Source organism: Saccharopolyspora taberi, assembly GCF_039534165.1.
GTDB classification, from domain to species: domain Bacteria; phylum Actinomycetota; class Actinomycetes; order Mycobacteriales; family Pseudonocardiaceae; genus Saccharopolyspora_D; species Saccharopolyspora_D taberi.
In genome coordinates this window covers 422,093-436,557 of sequence record NZ_BAAAUX010000014.1, presented here as the reverse complement: position 1 = coordinate 436,557, position 14,465 = coordinate 422,093, and the positions used below count along the sequence as shown (strand labels likewise).

Sequence of the window (14,465 nt, the reverse complement as noted above, 5' to 3'; positions counted from 1 at the left end):
CGATCCGCGGGAGCGGGGTTCTTGTTGGTGTGAGCGCATTCCGGCTCACGCTCGCTGCGGGCGAGGACAGATCGGCAGAAAGAAGACGATGGACCTCAACCTCTCCGGAAAGACGGCAGTGGTCACCGGCGCCTCCAAGGGGATCGGGCTGGCCGTGACCCGCACGCTGCTCGCCGAGGGCGCCAACGTGGTGGCGGTGTCCCGGAAGACGACCGCGCGGCTCGACGAGCTCGCCGGCCAGAACCTCCTGCACTTCGCCGCCGACCTGATGGATCCGCAGGCACCAGGCGAGGCCGTGGCGCGGGCGGTGGAGGTCTACGGCGGTGTGGACGTCCTGGTCAACAACGCGGGCGGACCGCCGCCCGGCGTGGAGCTGCCGCGCGGTTCGTTCATGGACGCCACCGACGAGGACTGGCGGCTGATGTTCGAGTTCAACCTGTTCTCGGCGGTGCGCGCGATCCGCGCGGTCATCCCGGTGATGCTGTCGGGCGGCGGCGGATCGATCGTCAACGTCTCCTCCGGCAACGCCCACCTCCCCTCGCCGATCAACGTCGACTACGGCGCGGCCAAGGCGGGGATGAACAACCTGACCAAGGTGCTCTCGGAGGAGTACGCACCGCAGGGCATCCGGGTCAACACCGTCTCGCCGGGGCCGGTCCGCACCGAGTGGTGGACCGACGAGGGCGGCGTGGCCGACAAGATCGCGGCCCAGGCGGGCGCCGACCGCGACAGCGTGATGAACGCCGTCGTGCCGGAGCTGATGAAGCTCAGCACCGGCCGGATGGCCGATCCCCAGGAGGTCGCGGACGCGGTGGTGCTGCTCGCGTCGCCGCGCTCGGCGAGTACCACGGGCGCGGAGTTCGCCGTGGATTCCGGCTTCCGCAAGGAGATCTGAGCGGCGAATCCGCTTAGGCCATCCACACCACTGGCACCGCTCGGAAGACGCCCACGAACCCACTACTCGTGGGAGCCGTCGGAGAGGCTGGGGCGGGCGTCGAAGCGCTGCCGGATCTCGCCCGCCTCGGCGGGTGCGGTGTTCTCGATGAGCCGGGCGACCCGGTCGGCCAGCGCAGGCCGCCGGTCGTCGCCCGGTTCCAGCCCGAGCGCGTCCATCAGCCTGCCGAGCCGATCGGCGGCCGAGGTCTCGTTCGGGAAGTGCAGCGACGGCACCGAGAAGTCCTGGTACGCGCGGAACAGCTCGCCGTCGCCGTCGGTCGCCAGCCGCCGGTACAGGTCCGGCACCTCGGATCCGGTGGCGGCGGCCGACAGCCTGGCCAGCGGGCCGATCAGCTTCACCGCCTGCTCGACGTCGGTGTCGTTGCGGGCCAGCCACCACACGATCGCGCTGGCCGGGTCCCGCAGCACGTCCTGACCCAGGTACTCGCGCCTGGTCCGCTCGTGGTTGCGCTCGTGCTCCCAGACCTGCTCGTCCTTGCGGACGTCGGAAAGCTTGCGCAGCCGCAGGGAATCGGCGTCGGAGAGCACCAGCGAGACGTTGTTGGCCAGCGCCTCCACCCGGCCGGTCTCGTCCCGCCCCACCATGCCAAGCACGGCGGTGAGCTTGTGCTGCACCAGCGCGTGCCGGTCGGGGGCGCCCTGGGCCGCGACGTCCCGCGCCCGCACCAGGATCGCGTCCACCGCCAGCGCACCCGGGTTGGCGTGCGGGAGACCGGGCGGGTTCGGGACCGGGCGCCACCACACCGTCGCCGAGAACAGGAAGTCGTAGTCGGCGACCGCGCTGGGCAGCGGCACGTCGGCCACCACCTCCTGCTGGTAGGCGACCGGCTGCTCGACGACCTCGGGCTCGGCCGCCTTCTCCAGCTCCACCTTGAGCTCCTGCTGCCGGTCCCGGTCGACGAGCTTGCGCGCGACCAGCAGCGGAATCACCAGCAGGAGCAGGGTGATCACCGCCCAGAGCCAGACCGGCAGGCCCGCGCTCACCGCGACTGCGGCGGGCAGGGCCACGCAGGCGGTGGCGATGAAGCCCACCACCACCTTGTTCTCGGTGTTCATCGGGTCGCCTCCTCGTCCCCGCGCGGTGCCGCGGGGTCGTCTGTCGCGGGGAGTGCAGCCGGAAGGGTTGCGGAACGTGCGTACCAGACTACGGAAAGCGCCCCGGGGGCGGGAAAGGAGTTCGCCTGGACGCCGGAACGGCCGGGCGAGCGGGAATCCGGTACCGGGTCAGCGCACCGCCTTCAACGCCTGCTCGACGTCGGACCACAGGTCCTCGGGGTGCTCGATGCCGGCCGAGATCCGCAGCAGTCCCGCACCGATCCCGGCTTCCCGCAGCTGCGCGTCGTCGAGATCGCGGTGCGAGGTGCTCGCCGGGTGCATGGCCAGCGTCTTGACGTCGCCCAGCGACACGGTGGCGGTCGCCAGCCGGAGGGCCGCGATGAAGTCGCGCCCCGCATCCCGGCCGCCTGCCAGCTCCAGCGACAGCACTCCGCCGCCGCGTCCCGACAGCAGCCGCACGGCGGCCTCCCGGTCCGGGTGGCTGTCCAGGCCGGGGTAGTGCACGACGTCTACCGCCGGGTGGTTTTCCAGTCGCTCGGCGAGGAACTGGGCGTTGTCGCAGTGCTGCCGCACGCGCAGCGACAGCGTTTGCAGACCGCGCAGGGCGAGCCAGGCGGGGAAGGGCGCGGCGGTGGCGCCGAGCTCGGTGGCGTAGTGGCGCACCTGCCGGTAGCGGTCTTCGTCGGCGAAAACGGCGATCCCGCCGAGCACATCGCTGTGGCCGCCGAGGTACTTCGTCGCGGAGTGGACCACGACGTCGGCGCCGTGCTCGACGGGACGGCACAGCACCGGGGTGGCGAAGGTGCTGTCGACGACGGTGATCAGCCCGGCCTCCCGGCCCGCGCCCAGGATCGCGGGCAGGTCGAGCACGCGCGTGGTCGGGTTGGAGATCGTCTCCAACCACAGCAGCTTCGAGTTCGGCCGCACCGCGTCGCGGACCTGCGCCGGGTCGTCGCCGTCGACGTAGGTGACCTCGATGCCGCGCCGCTCGCTCAGATCGCGCAGCACCGCAAGCGTCCCGCCGTAGAGGCTGCGCTGCGCGACGACGTGGTCCCCAGACCCAAGCAGCCCGAGCAGCACCGTGTTGATCGCGCCCATGCCCGAAGCCGCGGCCAGCCCGGCGGCTCCGCCTTCGAGACCCGCGACGGCTTCCTCGAACGCCCGCACCGTCGGGTTGCCGTAGCGGTTGTAGAGGAAGGCGTTGCCCTCACCGGCGAATCCGGCGGGCTGCATCTCCGGGTCGTCGAAGGCGAACAGGTGGGTCTGGTAGATCGGCACGCCCAGCGGGCGGCTCCCCTCGGGCTCGGGGATCGGGGTGTGCACGGCACGGGTGTCGAGGTGGAAGTCGGTCATGTCCCCACCTTCGCCCGCCGGGCCCGGTGGCGACAGGTCCAATTCCGCATCACTGGACCGGTTCCCGGGCGTCCGCGTCGTAGCCGACCGGCTCCCAGCGCTTGGCCAGCAGCGCTACCAGGCCCAGGGCCGGGGCCAGCGCGATCACCCAGAACACGTCGCTGGCCAGAGCGGCGCTGAGCACCGGGAAGAAGAACAGCGACAGCGTCGCGCCGATGCGCACGACACCCTGGTTGAACCCGATCCCGGTCCCGCGCATCGAGGTCGGGTAGCTCAGCGACGCGAACGCCATGTAGTTCGCGCCCGGACCGCCCCCCTGCGCGAACATGAACGCGCCGAGCATCAGCAGCGCGGCCAGCAGCCACGCGGTGCTCGACGGCTTGCCGATGACCGCCAGCGCGACCAGCGCGAGCAGCTGCACCGAGAAGCCCGCCACCGTCATCGGCCACGCACCGGCGGCGCGGGCCAGCCGGATTCCCAGCAGACCACCGGAAACCGCGAAGACGAGGTTCAGCGCCAGCGACGCGCTGATGGTGTTGAGCGCGCCCTGGCCGAGCAGCCCGGCGATGATGATCGGCAGGCCGTAGGCGACCGCGTTGTAGCCGAAGGTCTGCGCCAGGCCGACGACCAGGGCCTGCACCGTACGGCTGCGGTAGCGGCGCCGGAACAGCCGCGTGAAGTCGCCGATCCCGCTGCTCTCGCGCACCTCGGCGCGCGCGTCCTCGGCGACCACCGCGTTGACGCCGTAGGAGCCGCGCAGGATCCGGGCCGCGCGCTCCAGATCGCCCTGATCGGCGGCCCAGGCAGGCGACTCGTCCATGTACTTCTTGCGCACCAGCAGGATCACCAGCGCGGGCACCGCGCCGAACCCGACGGTGAACCGCCACAGAAGACCGTGCTGGGCTTCGGGAAGCAGGAAGTACAGCGCCAGGATCACCGCGTAGCAGGCGCTGGTCGCGACGTACCAGGCCGGCGACCACGCGGCGGTGCGCGAGCCCTTGCTGCCCTTGCCGCGCAGCCGGGAGAACTCGGCCAGGAACGCCATCGCGACCGGGATGTCCATGCCCACGCCGAATCCCATCAGGAACCGGAACAAGACCAGCACCTCGGCGTTCGGCGCCAGCGCGCAGCCCAGGGCCGACACCACGAAGAACAGCATGTCGGCCATGAACACCCGGTAGCGGCCCAGCCGGTCCACCAGGTGTCCGCCCAGCCAGGCGCCGAAGACGGCGCCGACGCTGATCGAGGCGGTGACCGCCCCGGCAGCGGCCGGGCTGAGCCCGAACTCGGCGCGGATGTCGGTGATGCCGTAGGCCAGCGAGGTCAGGTCGTAGGCGTCGAGGAAGATCCCGCCGAGGGCCAGCAGCACGATCATGCGGGCGTGGCCGCCGCGGGCGGCACCGGAGTTGACCAGCTCGGTGACGTCGCGGGCGGAACGGATCAGCACCTGCTCGCGTTCGGCGACCGGGTACGCGGACACGACGGCTCCTTCCGGGGTTTCGGGGATGTGGTGCCGCGCGCGTCCGGCCGCCACAGAGGTCCGTGGCGGGCGCTGCCACGATCATGCGACCCTACCTCCGGGAAAACCCCGGTCCAGATGGTGGAACCAGCGATGTCCACAAAGGACTGCGATCAGCTCGTGCGGTCCATCCGCACCACGGCGACCGGGCAGGGCGAGTGGTGCAGCACGCCCGAGGCCACCGATCCCAGCAGCATGCCGGTGAACCCGCCGCGCCCGCGGTGCCCGACGACCAGGAGCTGGGCGCCCTCGGCGGCTTCGCGCAGCGCGGCGACCGGGTGCTCGTTGGTCGCGGCCCTGCTGACCGGGACGTCCGGGTACTGCTCGGACCACCCGGCGAGCTGCTCGGCGAGGTGGCGGTCGGCGCTGTCGCGCAGCTCGTCGCGATCGGGATGCGGGAACGGGCCGGGGTGGAAGTAGGCGTCGGGCAACGCCTGCACCGCGACGAGCCCGGTCGCGCGCCTGGCCGCGGCGTCGAAGGCGAAGGCCAGCGCGAAGCGGCTGCCCCGTGAGTTGTCGACACCGACCACCACCGGACCGGTGTCGGCCGGGTTGCGGACGACGACCACCGGGCACTCGCCGTGCGTGGCCACCGCCGAGCTGACCGAACCGAGCACCGCGTCCAGGAACCCGCCGCGCCCGCGCGAACCGACGACCAGCAGCGGGGCGTGCGCGCTGATGTGCACCAGCTCCTCGATGGGATGGCCGAAGGTGATCTCGGCGGTGACCGTCAGCTCCGGCGCCACCTCGTGGCACGCCCGCGTCGCGTCCGCGAGCGCGGACTCGCAGTGGGGCGCCCGCGCCGGGTCGTCGTTGACCAGCAGCAGGTGCAGTGGCAGGCCGCGCAGATCCGCTTCCCGCGCCGCCCACCGGGCGGCCAGCACCGACTGCTCGCTGCCGTCCACCCCGGCGACCGCGCTGGGCCCGCTCACGACCGGCTCCCGTCGTCGCCGCGGACGACCGCCACCGGGCACACCGCGTGTTGCAGCACGCCCATCGCGACCGATCCGGTGAGCAGGCCGGGGAATCCGCCCCGGCCCCGGTGCCCGACGACCAGCAGCTGCGCCTCGCGAGCGGCTTCGGTGAGCTGGTCGACCGGATGTCCGTGCCGGGTGACCTTGTGCACGGTCAGGTCCGGGTGGTTCGTCCGCCGCCCGGCGAGCTGTTCGGACAGGCTGCGCTCGGCGGCCTCCTGCGCGGCGGCCTCCAGGTCCAGCTCGGACAGGCCGGAGGCGCGTTCGACGTGCCAGACCTGCACCGCGACCAGGTCGGCGGCCCGGATCACCGCGCTGTCGACGGCGAACTCCAGCGCCTTGCCGCTGTGCGGCGAGCTGTCGACGCCGACGACCACCGGTCCTTCGGTCCGCGGATCCCGCACGACGACGACCGGGCAGTGCGCGTGCGTGGCGACCTTGGTGCTGACCGAGCCAAGCAGCACCCCGGCCAGCGAGCTGCGGCCGCGCGAACCGACGACCAGCAGCCGGGAGGTCCGGGAACCGCGGACCAGCACCGCCGCGGGCTGGCCGAGCTCGGTCGACGCGTCGATCTCCAGCCCCGGATGCGCGTCGCGGCACTGCGCGGCGATGCGGTCGGCCGTCTCCTTGGCCAGTTCGGTCAGCGGCGGGTCGGGGTTGATCGCCAGCACCCGCAGGGGCGCGTGCCGCCGCTCGGCCTCGTCGGCCGCCCACTGCGCCGCGGCCTGCGACCGCTTGGAGCCGTCGACTCCGACGACCACGGGTCCGTCCGGTTCCATGTCCGCTCCCGCGCGGCATCTCGGCGCCGGTCCTCGCGCAGGACCGGCGAAGCCGGGCTGTCCGGAGGATGACCGGGCCACCGCCGCGTCAAACGTCTAGAGATCGACCTGCCAGTCGCGGAGCAGGATGAGCACGACCGACAGCACTCCGGCCGCGGCGAACGAGCCGCCCTCGCCGAGGAACAGGCACACGATCGCGAGCGCGCCGCACAGCACACCCACCGCGAGCCGCGGCGGCACCCGCCGCAGCTTCCACCTCCGGAGGCTCGGATCCGTCAGCGTGCGGGCGAACTCCGGGTCCTCGGTGCTGAGCTGGTCCTCGATCTCCTCGAGGCGGCGGCGCTCGTGTCTTGGCAGCATGGCCAACCTCCACCAGATCGGCTGCCGTCGAACTGCCCGGATGGATCTCGATCGGCTGATACCCACTGTGCCTCACGAAGCCGGGTTCAGCAGAAGAGTCCTACGCCCCTGGCCCAATCCTGTCCGATTATCGGACATCTCGGACTGCATAGTCGGCCAGGGAGGGCTCCAGAAGGCTGAACGCCTGCTGCGCGGCGTCGGTGGCCAGGGCGGCGGTCTCGTCCTCGGAACGGCCTTCCACCCGATGCTGGAGGACGTCGTCGAACAGCAGCCGCAGCACGCCGGCCAGCAGGGCCGCGACCACGCGCGGGGTGATGTCGCCGGGATCGTCGGCCAGGACGCGCGCCAGTTCGGCCGCGCGCTGTTCGTGGAGTTCGCGCAGCCGTGCGAGCAGGACCGGGCTGCCGGTGACCATCCGGGCGAAGGGGGCGCTCGCGAAGCCGATGGCCGCGTCGCGGCGCTCGATAGCCGCGAGGTGGTGCCTGCGCAGCGCGGCGAGCGCCGACTCGCCGGGCTCGCGGGCGGCGACCGCGGCAGCCGGAGCGGCGACGAACTCCTCGTGGATGTCGAGGGCGAGGTCCTCCTTGCGCGGGAAGTAGTTCGTGACGGTCATCTTGGCGACCTCGGCCGCGGCGGCGATCTCGGCGATGGTGACCTTCTCGAAGCCGCGCTCGATGAACAGCCGGGTGGCGTGGTCGGAGATCGTCTGCCTGGTCTGCTGCTTCTTCCGTTCCCGGAGTCCTGCGCCCATGGCTCCAGGGTGGCATAGGTGGAACCTAAAATTGTGTCGAACCTCGGTGGGTGCGGATGAATCCCCGGCGCCGGCTTGTTGCAGCTGATCCAGGCGATTCGAACCGGGCGGGAACGGCCGGCCACCGAGGAGGAATCACATGGACACGCTTGCGATCACCGGATGCACCGGACGGCTCGGCTCGCGGGTGGTGTCGCTGCTCGCCGGGCGCGAGGTGCCGCAGCGGCTGATCGTGCGCGATCCCGATCGCGCGCCGGAGGTCCCCGGGGGTGAGGTCCGGGTCGCGAGTTACGAGGACACCGACGCGATGCGGCGGGCGCTGACCGGCGTGTCCACGCTCTTCCTGATCTCCGGGCACGAAGGGCCGGAGCGGATGGCGATGCATCGCAGCGCCGTGCGGGCCGCGGCCGAGGCTGGTGTGAGGCGGGTCGTCTACACCTCGTTCATGGGTGCCGCGCCGCTGGCGACGTTCACCTTCGCGCGAGAGCACGCCACGACTGAGCAGCTGATCACCGCGGCCGGGCTGTCGCTGACCTCGCTGCGCAACGCGCTCTACGCCGATGTCGCGCCCCGTTTCGTGGGGCCGGACGGCGTCATGCGCGGTCCGGCGGGCAACGGGCGAATCGCCTGGGTCGCGCTGCGCGACGTGGCGCGGCTGGCCGTGGAGGTGCTGCTCGACCCGGCCCACGCGGACGCGATCTACGACGTCTCCGGCGCGCAGGCGATCGACCTGCACGAGACCGCGCGGCTGATCGGCGAGGTCACCGGGCGCGAGATCCGCTACCACGCCGAGACCGACGCGGAGGCGCGCGCGTCGCGCGCGGGCGCGCAGGAGTGGCAGATCGACGGCTGGGTCGGTTCCTACGCCGCGATCGCCACCGGCGAAACGTCGGTCACCAGCCACACCGTCGAGCACGTGACCGGGACGCGGCCGTGGACGTTCGCCGAGTTCCTGCGCGCGGAGCCCACCGCCTGGCAGCACCTCGTGTGACTCCAGGCACATTGGAATTATCAGGCCCCTTCGCACGTTGGTTGACAACAGCAGACTCAACTATGGCGGCGACAAGCGCCGTGCGAGGAGGGTAGGAATGGCGACGTTCTTCGGACCGGACGGATTCGAGCGGGGCCCCTTCGACGAGTACCTCGCCCGCTTCTTCGGGCCGGGCGCCACGTCCGGTGCCGGCCGTCGTGTCGACATCACCGAACTGATGACCCAGCAGACCCAGGAACTGCTCGGCGCCGCGGCGGACCACGCCCGCGGGCTCGGCCACGACGACCTGGACGCGCTGCACCTGCTGTGGGCGGCGACCGCGCTGGAGCCGACCCGCGGCATGCTGCGCGGCGTCCGGGTCGACCCGGACGAGTTCGCCCAGCAGGTGCAGCGCCAGCTGCCCGCCGCGCGGGAGAGCGCGAGCGCGAACCCGTCGCTGACCCCGGCGGGCCGCAAGGTCCTGGTGGACGCCTACCAGGTGGCCCGCGCGCTGGGCTCGACCTACATCGGCCCCGAACACGTGCTGCTGGCCATGTCGGCCAGCCCGGGCTCCGGCGCGGGCAGGCTGCTGGCCTCGGCCGGGGCGACCCCCGAGGAGTTCCGCTCCGCGGCGGGCACCCGCCGGGCCGAACCGGAGGCCGAGGCCAAGCAGGAGAGCGCGACCCCGACGCTGGACCAGTACGGCCAGGACCTGACCGAGCGCGCCCGCAACGGCGAGCTGGACCCGGTCGTCGGCCGTGCCACCGAGATCGAGCAGACGATCGAGGTGCTGTCCCGGCGCACCAAGAACAACCCGGTGCTGATCGGCGAGGCCGGTGTCGGCAAGACCGCGATCGTGGAGGGCATCGCCCAGCGGATCGCCGACGGCCAGGTCCCGCACGTGCTCACCGGCAAGCGGATCGTGCAGCTGGACCTGTCGGGCATGCTCGCCGGGACCCGCTACCGCGGTGACTTCGAGGAGCGGATGACCAAGGTCATCGACGAGATCAGCGCCAGCAGCGGCGAGGTGATCGTGTTCGTCGACGAGCTGCACACGGTCGTCGGCGCAGGCGGTGCCGAGGGCGCGGTGGACGCGGGCAACATGCTCAAGCCCCGCCTGGCGCGCGGCGAGCTGCACGTGGTCGGCGCGACCACGCTGGACGAGTACCGCAAGCACATCGAGAAGGACGCGGCGCTGGAGCGCCGGTTCCAGCCGGTGCAGGTGCCCGAGCCGAGCGTGGCCGACACCGTCGAGGTGCTGACCCGGCTGCGCGACCGCTACGCCGAGCACCACAAGGTCCGCTACACCGACGAGGCGGTCACCGCCGCCGCGGAGCTGTCGGACCGCTACATCGCCGACCGGTTCCTGCCGGACAAGGCGATCGACCTGCTCGACCAGGCCGGTGCGCGCAAGCGGCTCGGCGTCGTCTCGCCGCCGGCCGACGAGCTGGAGCGCAGGATCGCCCGGCTGGAGGAGCTGAAGGACCAGGCCGTCGCCGACGAGGACTACGAGCGGGCCTCGGCGCTGCGCGACGAGATCGGTGTGGCGCAGGCCGAGCTGGCCGCCAACGGCGGCGAGCTGCCGGAGGTGACCGCGACCGACATCGCCGAGGTCGTCTCGCGCTCCACCGGCGTGCCGGTGAGCAGGCTGACCGAGCAGGAGCGGACCCGGCTGCGCAACCTGGAGCAGGAGCTGCACCAGCGGGTCGTCGGCCAGGACGACGCGGTGCGGGCGCTGGCCCGCGCGGTGCGGCGGTCCCGCAGCGGTGTGGGCAACCCGCACCGGCCGGTGGGCAGCTTCCTGTTCCTCGGCCCGACCGGCGTCGGCAAGACCGAGCTGGCCAAGGCGCTGGCCGAGTCGCTGTTCGGCGACGAGGACCGGATGGTCCGGCTGGACATGAGCGAGTTCCAGGAACGGCACAACGCCGCGCGCCTGATCGGTGCGCCTCCCGGTTACGTCGGCTACGGCGAGGCCGGGGAGCTGACCGAGGCGGTGCGGCGCAGGCCGTACTCGGTGGTGCTGCTCGACGAGGTCGAGAAGGCGCACCCGGACGTGTTCAACACGCTGTTGCAGGTGCTGGAGGACGGCAGGCTCACCGACGGCGAGGGCCGCACGGTCGACTTCACCAACACCGTGGTGATCATGACCAGCAACCTCGGCTCGGAGATCATCTCCAGCAGGTCCGGCGCGCTGGGCTTCTCGTCCGGCCAGGAGGTCACCGAGGAGCCGCTGCGGGAGCGGCTGATGCCGCGGCTGCGGGAGGCGTTCCGGCCGGAGTTCCTGAACCGGATCGACGACGTCGTGATCTTCCGCAGGCTCGCCGACGAGCAGCTGCACGAGATCGCGGACCTGCTGCTGGGCGAGACCAGGCAGCGGCTGGCGGCGATGGGCATCGGCGTCGACTTCGACCCCGCTGCGGTGGACTGGATCGCCGAACGCGGTCACCAGCCCGAGTTCGGTGCCCGCCCGCTGCGGCGGACCATCGAGCGGGAGGTCGACGACCGGATTGCGGACCTGGTGCTCGACGGTGACCTGGCCGAAGGCGGCCGGGTGCACGTCGCGGTCCGAGACGGGGAGCTGGCTTTCGAGGCCTGAAGCGCCAGCTGGCGCTTCAGGTGGCCCGCCAGGGCCTCCGCCCAACGGGCGGACGCGTTTCTCTGTTGACAGGGCGGGGAGAGCTGCGGCTCGCCCCGCCCTTTCGCGCCGTAGGCCCTGTGGCTCACCCCGCCTTTCAGCGCCGTCGGTCCTGCTCGTCCCTGCCCTTTCGCGCGGTCAGTCCTCGTTGAGGTTCTCGGCGCAGGTGGTCAGCAGCTCGACCAGGCGCCGCCGGTCGGCGCGGTCGATACCGGCGAGCATGCGGTTCTCGACCTCCACGATCGCCCGATCGGCCTCCCGCAGCAGCCGCGCACCCTCGTCGGTCAGCGTCACCGGACGCGCCCGGCCGGTGCCGGCCTGCTCCGCGACGGCGACCAGCCCCGCACTGCGCAGGCCGCCGAGCACGTCCTGCAGGGACTGCCGGGTGACGAAGCAGCGGCGCGCTAGCGCGGCGGAGGAGATGCCGGGCTCGTCGGCGAGCGCGAGTAGGACGGCGTACTTCGACATCGAGATCCCGAGCGGCCGGAGCTGCCGCTCGCACGCCTGGTGCAACGCCTGCTGGGCCCGTTTGACCTGGTAGCCGGGCCTGTTCCGGACATCGGCTTGACTCATGTCAGGAACCTTACACATACTCATCAATGTAAGGAACCTGACACCAAGGAGTGGGCATGCCCAGCACCGAGATCAACGCCGACGCCCGGTTGGTCACCCTGATCAACGTCTTCACCGTCGAGCCCGGGCGGCAGCGGGAGCTGGTCGACCTGCTGGCGCGGGCGACCGAGGAGGTCATGCGCCACCAGCCTGGTTTCATCTCGGCGAACCTGCACGTCGGCCACGACGGCACCCACGTCGCGAACTACGCGCAGTGGGAGAGTGCCGAGCATTTCCGGGCGATGCTGGCCAACCCCGCGTGCCAGCAGCACATGGCCGCCGCGACAGCTGTCGCCCGGGCTGAGCCCGTGCTCTATTCGGTCGACTCCGTTCACCACATCTGACTCGGTCAGCTCCCCGGGACGCTCGGCAGCGGCCAACCGGTGATCGCCTTCGGTCGAGGTGCCGGGTAAGCCGCCTTCGAGGGCTGGAGGTAGAGGCGCACCAGCGTTTCGGCGAGCCCGACGGCGGCGGTCACGCCGTCGACGACCGGAACCGAGGTCGCGGCTTCGACCCGGGAGGCCAGCTCGGCCATCCCGGCGCAGCCGAGGCAGATGACGTCGGCGCCGTCTTCGTCGACGGCCAGCACTGCCTCCTCGGCCAGGCGCTGTGCTGCCCGTTCCGGATCGGCTTCCAGCTGCAGGACGGGCAGTCCGGTGGCCCGCACCGACACGCAGTTCCCGGCGAGCCCGGCCAGCGCCAGGCGGTCGCGGATCCGGCCCAGCGTGCGGCGCAGCGAGGTCACCACGGCGTAGCGCCTGCCGAGCAGGCAGGCGACGTGCGCCGCGGCCTCGGTGGCGTCCACGACCGGGACGTCGAGCAGCTCGGCGAGCCCTTCCTTGCCGTGTTCGCCGAAACCGGCGAGCACCACGGCGTCGAACGGGTCCCGGATCGCCGCGACCCGGTCCATGATCGCCACCGCGGCGAGGTGGTTCTCGAAGTTGCTCTCGACCGACTCGGCGCCGAACGACGGGGTCACGGCCAGGATCTCGGTACCGGGGCCGGCGACGGCGGCGGCCTGCTGCCGGATCGCTTCGGTAACCGCCTCGGTCGTGTTGGCGTTGACGAGGACTATGCGCATCCGTTCCCCTTCGCGGAAGTTGAAGTCCGTGATGTGGAAGTCTCCGTAGAAGTATACGTGCAGTGGTCGATCGGTTCCACGGCCGAAGAAGCGGGCTGCCGCGGGATCGATGCAGGCCAGGGGTCTGCGACGGGTGCGGGTCAGCGCGGGTCGCGGGTCGGCGCACCTGTGGCGTGGGGGCTGCGGACCGATGCGGCCACGGCCAGCGTGATCGCGGCTTCGCGTCGGTGCGGGCCCGCGCGGCTGCGGCTCTGCACGGGCGGTGGTTCGGTGCGGGCTGGGGTTCGGCGGGGGCTGGGGTTCGGCGGGGGCGGTGGTTCGGCACGGGTGGTGGTTCGGTGCGGCTGGGGATCTGTGTGGCTGGGGATCGCTGCGGCTGCGGTTCGGTGCGATCGGCTCGGTGCGGGCTGCGGTTCGGTGTGATCGCGGTTCGATGCGGGCTGCGGTTCGGTGTGATCCCGGTCGGTGCGAGCTGGGTCGGTGCGATCGGCTCGGTGCGGGCTGCGGGCCGGTGCGATCGCGGTTTAGCGCGGCTGCGAATCGGTGCAGCCCCGGTTTAGCGCGGCTACGGATCGGTGCAGCCGCGCTTTAGCGCGGGCTGTGGTCCGGTACGACCGCGCCTCTGCGCAGGTTGCGGCTCTGTGCAGGCTGCGGGTCGGCGTGGCCGCGGCTCTGTGCGGGTCGCGGCCCGGCGCTCGTGCGGTTCAGCGCGGCCGGCTCAGTAGAGGATGCGATCGAGCACCATCCTGCGGCTGGAGTGGACGTGCCGCTTCGCGACCTCCGCCGCGCGCTCGGCGTCTCCCGCGGCGATGGCCGCGTGCAGCTCCTCGTGCTCGCCGCACACGCGCTCCGGCTCCATGTTCAGCCGGAACATCCAGGCCAGCCGGCCGTGCAGCGGTTCGAGCATCGAGGCCAGCAGTTCGTTGTCGGCGAGCGCCAGCAGCTGGTCGTGGAACGCGGCGTTGGCGTTGGACATGGTCTCGACGTCACCGGCCACGTGCGCGCGGCGCGCCTGGTCGGCGAGCTCGGCCATCCGCGCGATGCCCTCGGTGTTGCCGCGTTCCGCCGCGAGTCGCGCCGCGAAGGTCTCCAGGGCTTCGCGGACCTCGAACAGCTCCTTGGCCTGGTTCCGGTCGAGCCCGCGGACGAACACGCCGCGGCGCCGGGGCAACACCTCGACGAACCCCTCGCTCTGCAGCATCCGGATCGCCTCTCGCACCGGAACCCGCGAGATGCCGAACTCCGCGGCGATGTCCTGCTCGAAGAGGCGGTCGCCGGGGCGCAGCCTGCCGTCCGAGATCCGCGTCTGCAGCGCGTCGCGTACCTGGTCGCGCAGCGGCGTGCGCGATTCGGTGCTGGTGTCTCCGGTGGCGGGCACAGGTCCTCCTCGGTCCGATGGCTTCCAGCCTAGGAGAAGA

General features: G+C 72.0%; 14 protein-coding genes. 4 read left to right on the top strand and 10 right to left on the bottom strand.

Annotated elements, in window-relative coordinates; all coding sequences use genetic code 11:
* The first annotated feature begins 88 nt into the window (after positions 1–88).
* The gene (locus tag ABD691_RS16285) at positions 89–895 is read left to right on the top strand and encodes an SDR family NAD(P)-dependent oxidoreductase (protein ID WP_344680535.1); all 807 of its coding nucleotides are present in this window, start codon (positions 89–91) and stop codon (positions 893–895) included.
* Positions 896–957: 62 nt separating this feature from the next.
* Here the strand turns inward: ABD691_RS16285 and ABD691_RS16280 are convergent, their stop codons facing one another.
* The 7 genes from ABD691_RS16280 to ABD691_RS16250 all read right to left on the bottom strand — a co-directional run bounded on the left by ABD691_RS16280 (position 958) and on the right by ABD691_RS16250 (position 7,749).
* Positions 958–2,013, bottom strand: coding sequence for a hypothetical protein (locus tag ABD691_RS16280; protein WP_344680534.1), 1,056 nt, complete (start codon positions 2,011–2,013; stop codon positions 958–960).
* Positions 2,014–2,181: 168 nt separating this feature from the next.
* On the bottom strand, positions 2,182–3,366 hold the full coding sequence (locus ABD691_RS16275) for a trans-sulfuration enzyme family protein (protein WP_344680533.1): 1,185 nt from the start codon (positions 3,364–3,366) through the stop codon (positions 2,182–2,184).
* 49 nt (positions 3,367–3,415) lie between these two features.
* The gene (locus ABD691_RS16270) at positions 3,416–4,846 is read right to left on the bottom strand and encodes an MFS transporter (RefSeq protein WP_344680532.1); all 1,431 of its coding nucleotides are present in this window, start codon (positions 4,844–4,846) and stop codon (positions 3,416–3,418) included.
* Between the two features lie 152 nt (positions 4,847–4,998).
* A complete protein-coding gene (locus ABD691_RS16265; RefSeq protein ID WP_344680531.1) occupies positions 4,999–5,817 on the bottom strand; it encodes a universal stress protein in 819 nt (272 codons plus the stop codon).
* Positions 5,814–6,638 (bottom strand): universal stress protein, encoded by an 825-nt coding sequence (locus tag ABD691_RS16260; protein WP_344680530.1) that lies wholly within the window; start codon positions 6,636–6,638, stop codon positions 5,814–5,816. The genes ABD691_RS16265 and ABD691_RS16260 overlap by 4 nt, the downstream gene beginning before the upstream one ends.
* A gap of 96 nt (positions 6,639–6,734) precedes the next feature.
* On the bottom strand, positions 6,735–6,998 hold the full coding sequence (locus ABD691_RS16255; protein ID WP_344680529.1) for a DUF3040 domain-containing protein: 264 nt from the start codon (positions 6,996–6,998) through the stop codon (positions 6,735–6,737).
* A 127-nt stretch (positions 6,999–7,125) separates the two neighbouring features.
* A complete protein-coding gene (locus tag ABD691_RS16250; protein WP_344680528.1) occupies positions 7,126–7,749 on the bottom strand; it encodes a TetR/AcrR family transcriptional regulator in 624 nt (207 codons plus the stop codon).
* Between the two features lie 139 nt (positions 7,750–7,888).
* On the opposite strand from ABD691_RS16250, the gene ABD691_RS16245 reads away from it, so the two are divergent.
* Both ABD691_RS16245 and ABD691_RS16240 read left to right on the top strand, forming a co-directional pair.
* Positions 7,889–8,740: an SDR family oxidoreductase gene (locus tag ABD691_RS16245; RefSeq protein WP_344680527.1), complete on the top strand. Its 852-nt coding sequence runs from the start codon at positions 7,889–7,891 to the stop codon at positions 8,738–8,740.
* 97 nt (positions 8,741–8,837) lie between these two features.
* On the top strand, positions 8,838–11,315 hold the full coding sequence (locus tag ABD691_RS16240) for an ATP-dependent Clp protease ATP-binding subunit (RefSeq protein ID WP_344680526.1): 2,478 nt from the start codon (positions 8,838–8,840) through the stop codon (positions 11,313–11,315).
* A gap of 177 nt (positions 11,316–11,492) precedes the next feature.
* Here the strand turns inward: ABD691_RS16240 and ABD691_RS16235 are convergent, their stop codons facing one another.
* A complete protein-coding gene (locus tag ABD691_RS16235) occupies positions 11,493–11,927 on the bottom strand; it encodes a MarR family winged helix-turn-helix transcriptional regulator (protein ID WP_344680525.1) in 435 nt (144 codons plus the stop codon).
* Positions 11,928–11,983: 56 nt separating this feature from the next.
* Here ABD691_RS16235 and ABD691_RS16230 point away from each other — a divergent pair, with 56 nt between their 5' ends.
* On the top strand, positions 11,984–12,310 hold the full coding sequence (locus tag ABD691_RS16230) for an antibiotic biosynthesis monooxygenase family protein (protein ID WP_344680524.1): 327 nt from the start codon (positions 11,984–11,986) through the stop codon (positions 12,308–12,310).
* A 5-nt stretch (positions 12,311–12,315) separates the two neighbouring features.
* On the opposite strand, the gene ABD691_RS16225 is transcribed toward ABD691_RS16230, so the two are convergent.
* Entirely contained in the window at positions 12,316–13,047 is a 732-nt protein-coding gene (locus ABD691_RS16225) for an aspartate/glutamate racemase family protein (RefSeq protein ID WP_344680523.1), read from the bottom strand.
* A gap of 718 nt (positions 13,048–13,765) precedes the next feature.
* A complete protein-coding gene (locus ABD691_RS16220; protein ID WP_344680522.1) occupies positions 13,766–14,425 on the bottom strand; it encodes a GntR family transcriptional regulator in 660 nt (219 codons plus the stop codon).
* Positions 14,426–14,465: the final 40 nt, after the last annotated feature.

Bases quoted from the DNA above. Each gene is read 5' to 3' on its own strand.
- ABD691_RS16285 (WP_344680535.1), top strand. From the start codon at position 89: ATGGACCTCAACCTCTCCGGAAAGACGGCAGTGGTCACCGGCGCCTCC.
- ABD691_RS16280 (WP_344680534.1), bottom strand. From the start codon at position 2,013: ATGAACACCGAGAACAAGGTGGTGGTGGGCTTCATCGCCACCGCCTGC.
- ABD691_RS16275 (WP_344680533.1), bottom strand. From the start codon at position 3,366: ATGACCGACTTCCACCTCGACACCCGTGCCGTGCACACCCCGATCCCC.
- ABD691_RS16260 (WP_344680530.1), bottom strand. From the start codon at position 6,638: ATGGAACCGGACGGACCCGTGGTCGTCGGAGTCGACGGCTCCAAGCGG.
- ABD691_RS16255 (WP_344680529.1), bottom strand. From the start codon at position 6,998: ATGCTGCCAAGACACGAGCGCCGCCGCCTCGAGGAGATCGAGGACCAG.
- ABD691_RS16250 (WP_344680528.1), bottom strand. From the start codon at position 7,749: ATGGGCGCAGGACTCCGGGAACGGAAGAAGCAGCAGACCAGGCAGACG.
- ABD691_RS16245 (WP_344680527.1), top strand. From the start codon at position 7,889: ATGGACACGCTTGCGATCACCGGATGCACCGGACGGCTCGGCTCGCGG.
- ABD691_RS16240 (WP_344680526.1), top strand. From the start codon at position 8,838: ATGGCGACGTTCTTCGGACCGGACGGATTCGAGCGGGGCCCCTTCGAC.
- ABD691_RS16235 (WP_344680525.1), bottom strand. From the start codon at position 11,927: ATGAGTCAAGCCGATGTCCGGAACAGGCCCGGCTACCAGGTCAAACGG.
- ABD691_RS16230 (WP_344680524.1), top strand. From the start codon at position 11,984: ATGCCCAGCACCGAGATCAACGCCGACGCCCGGTTGGTCACCCTGATC.
- ABD691_RS16225 (WP_344680523.1), bottom strand. From the start codon at position 13,047: ATGCGCATAGTCCTCGTCAACGCCAACACGACCGAGGCGGTTACCGAA.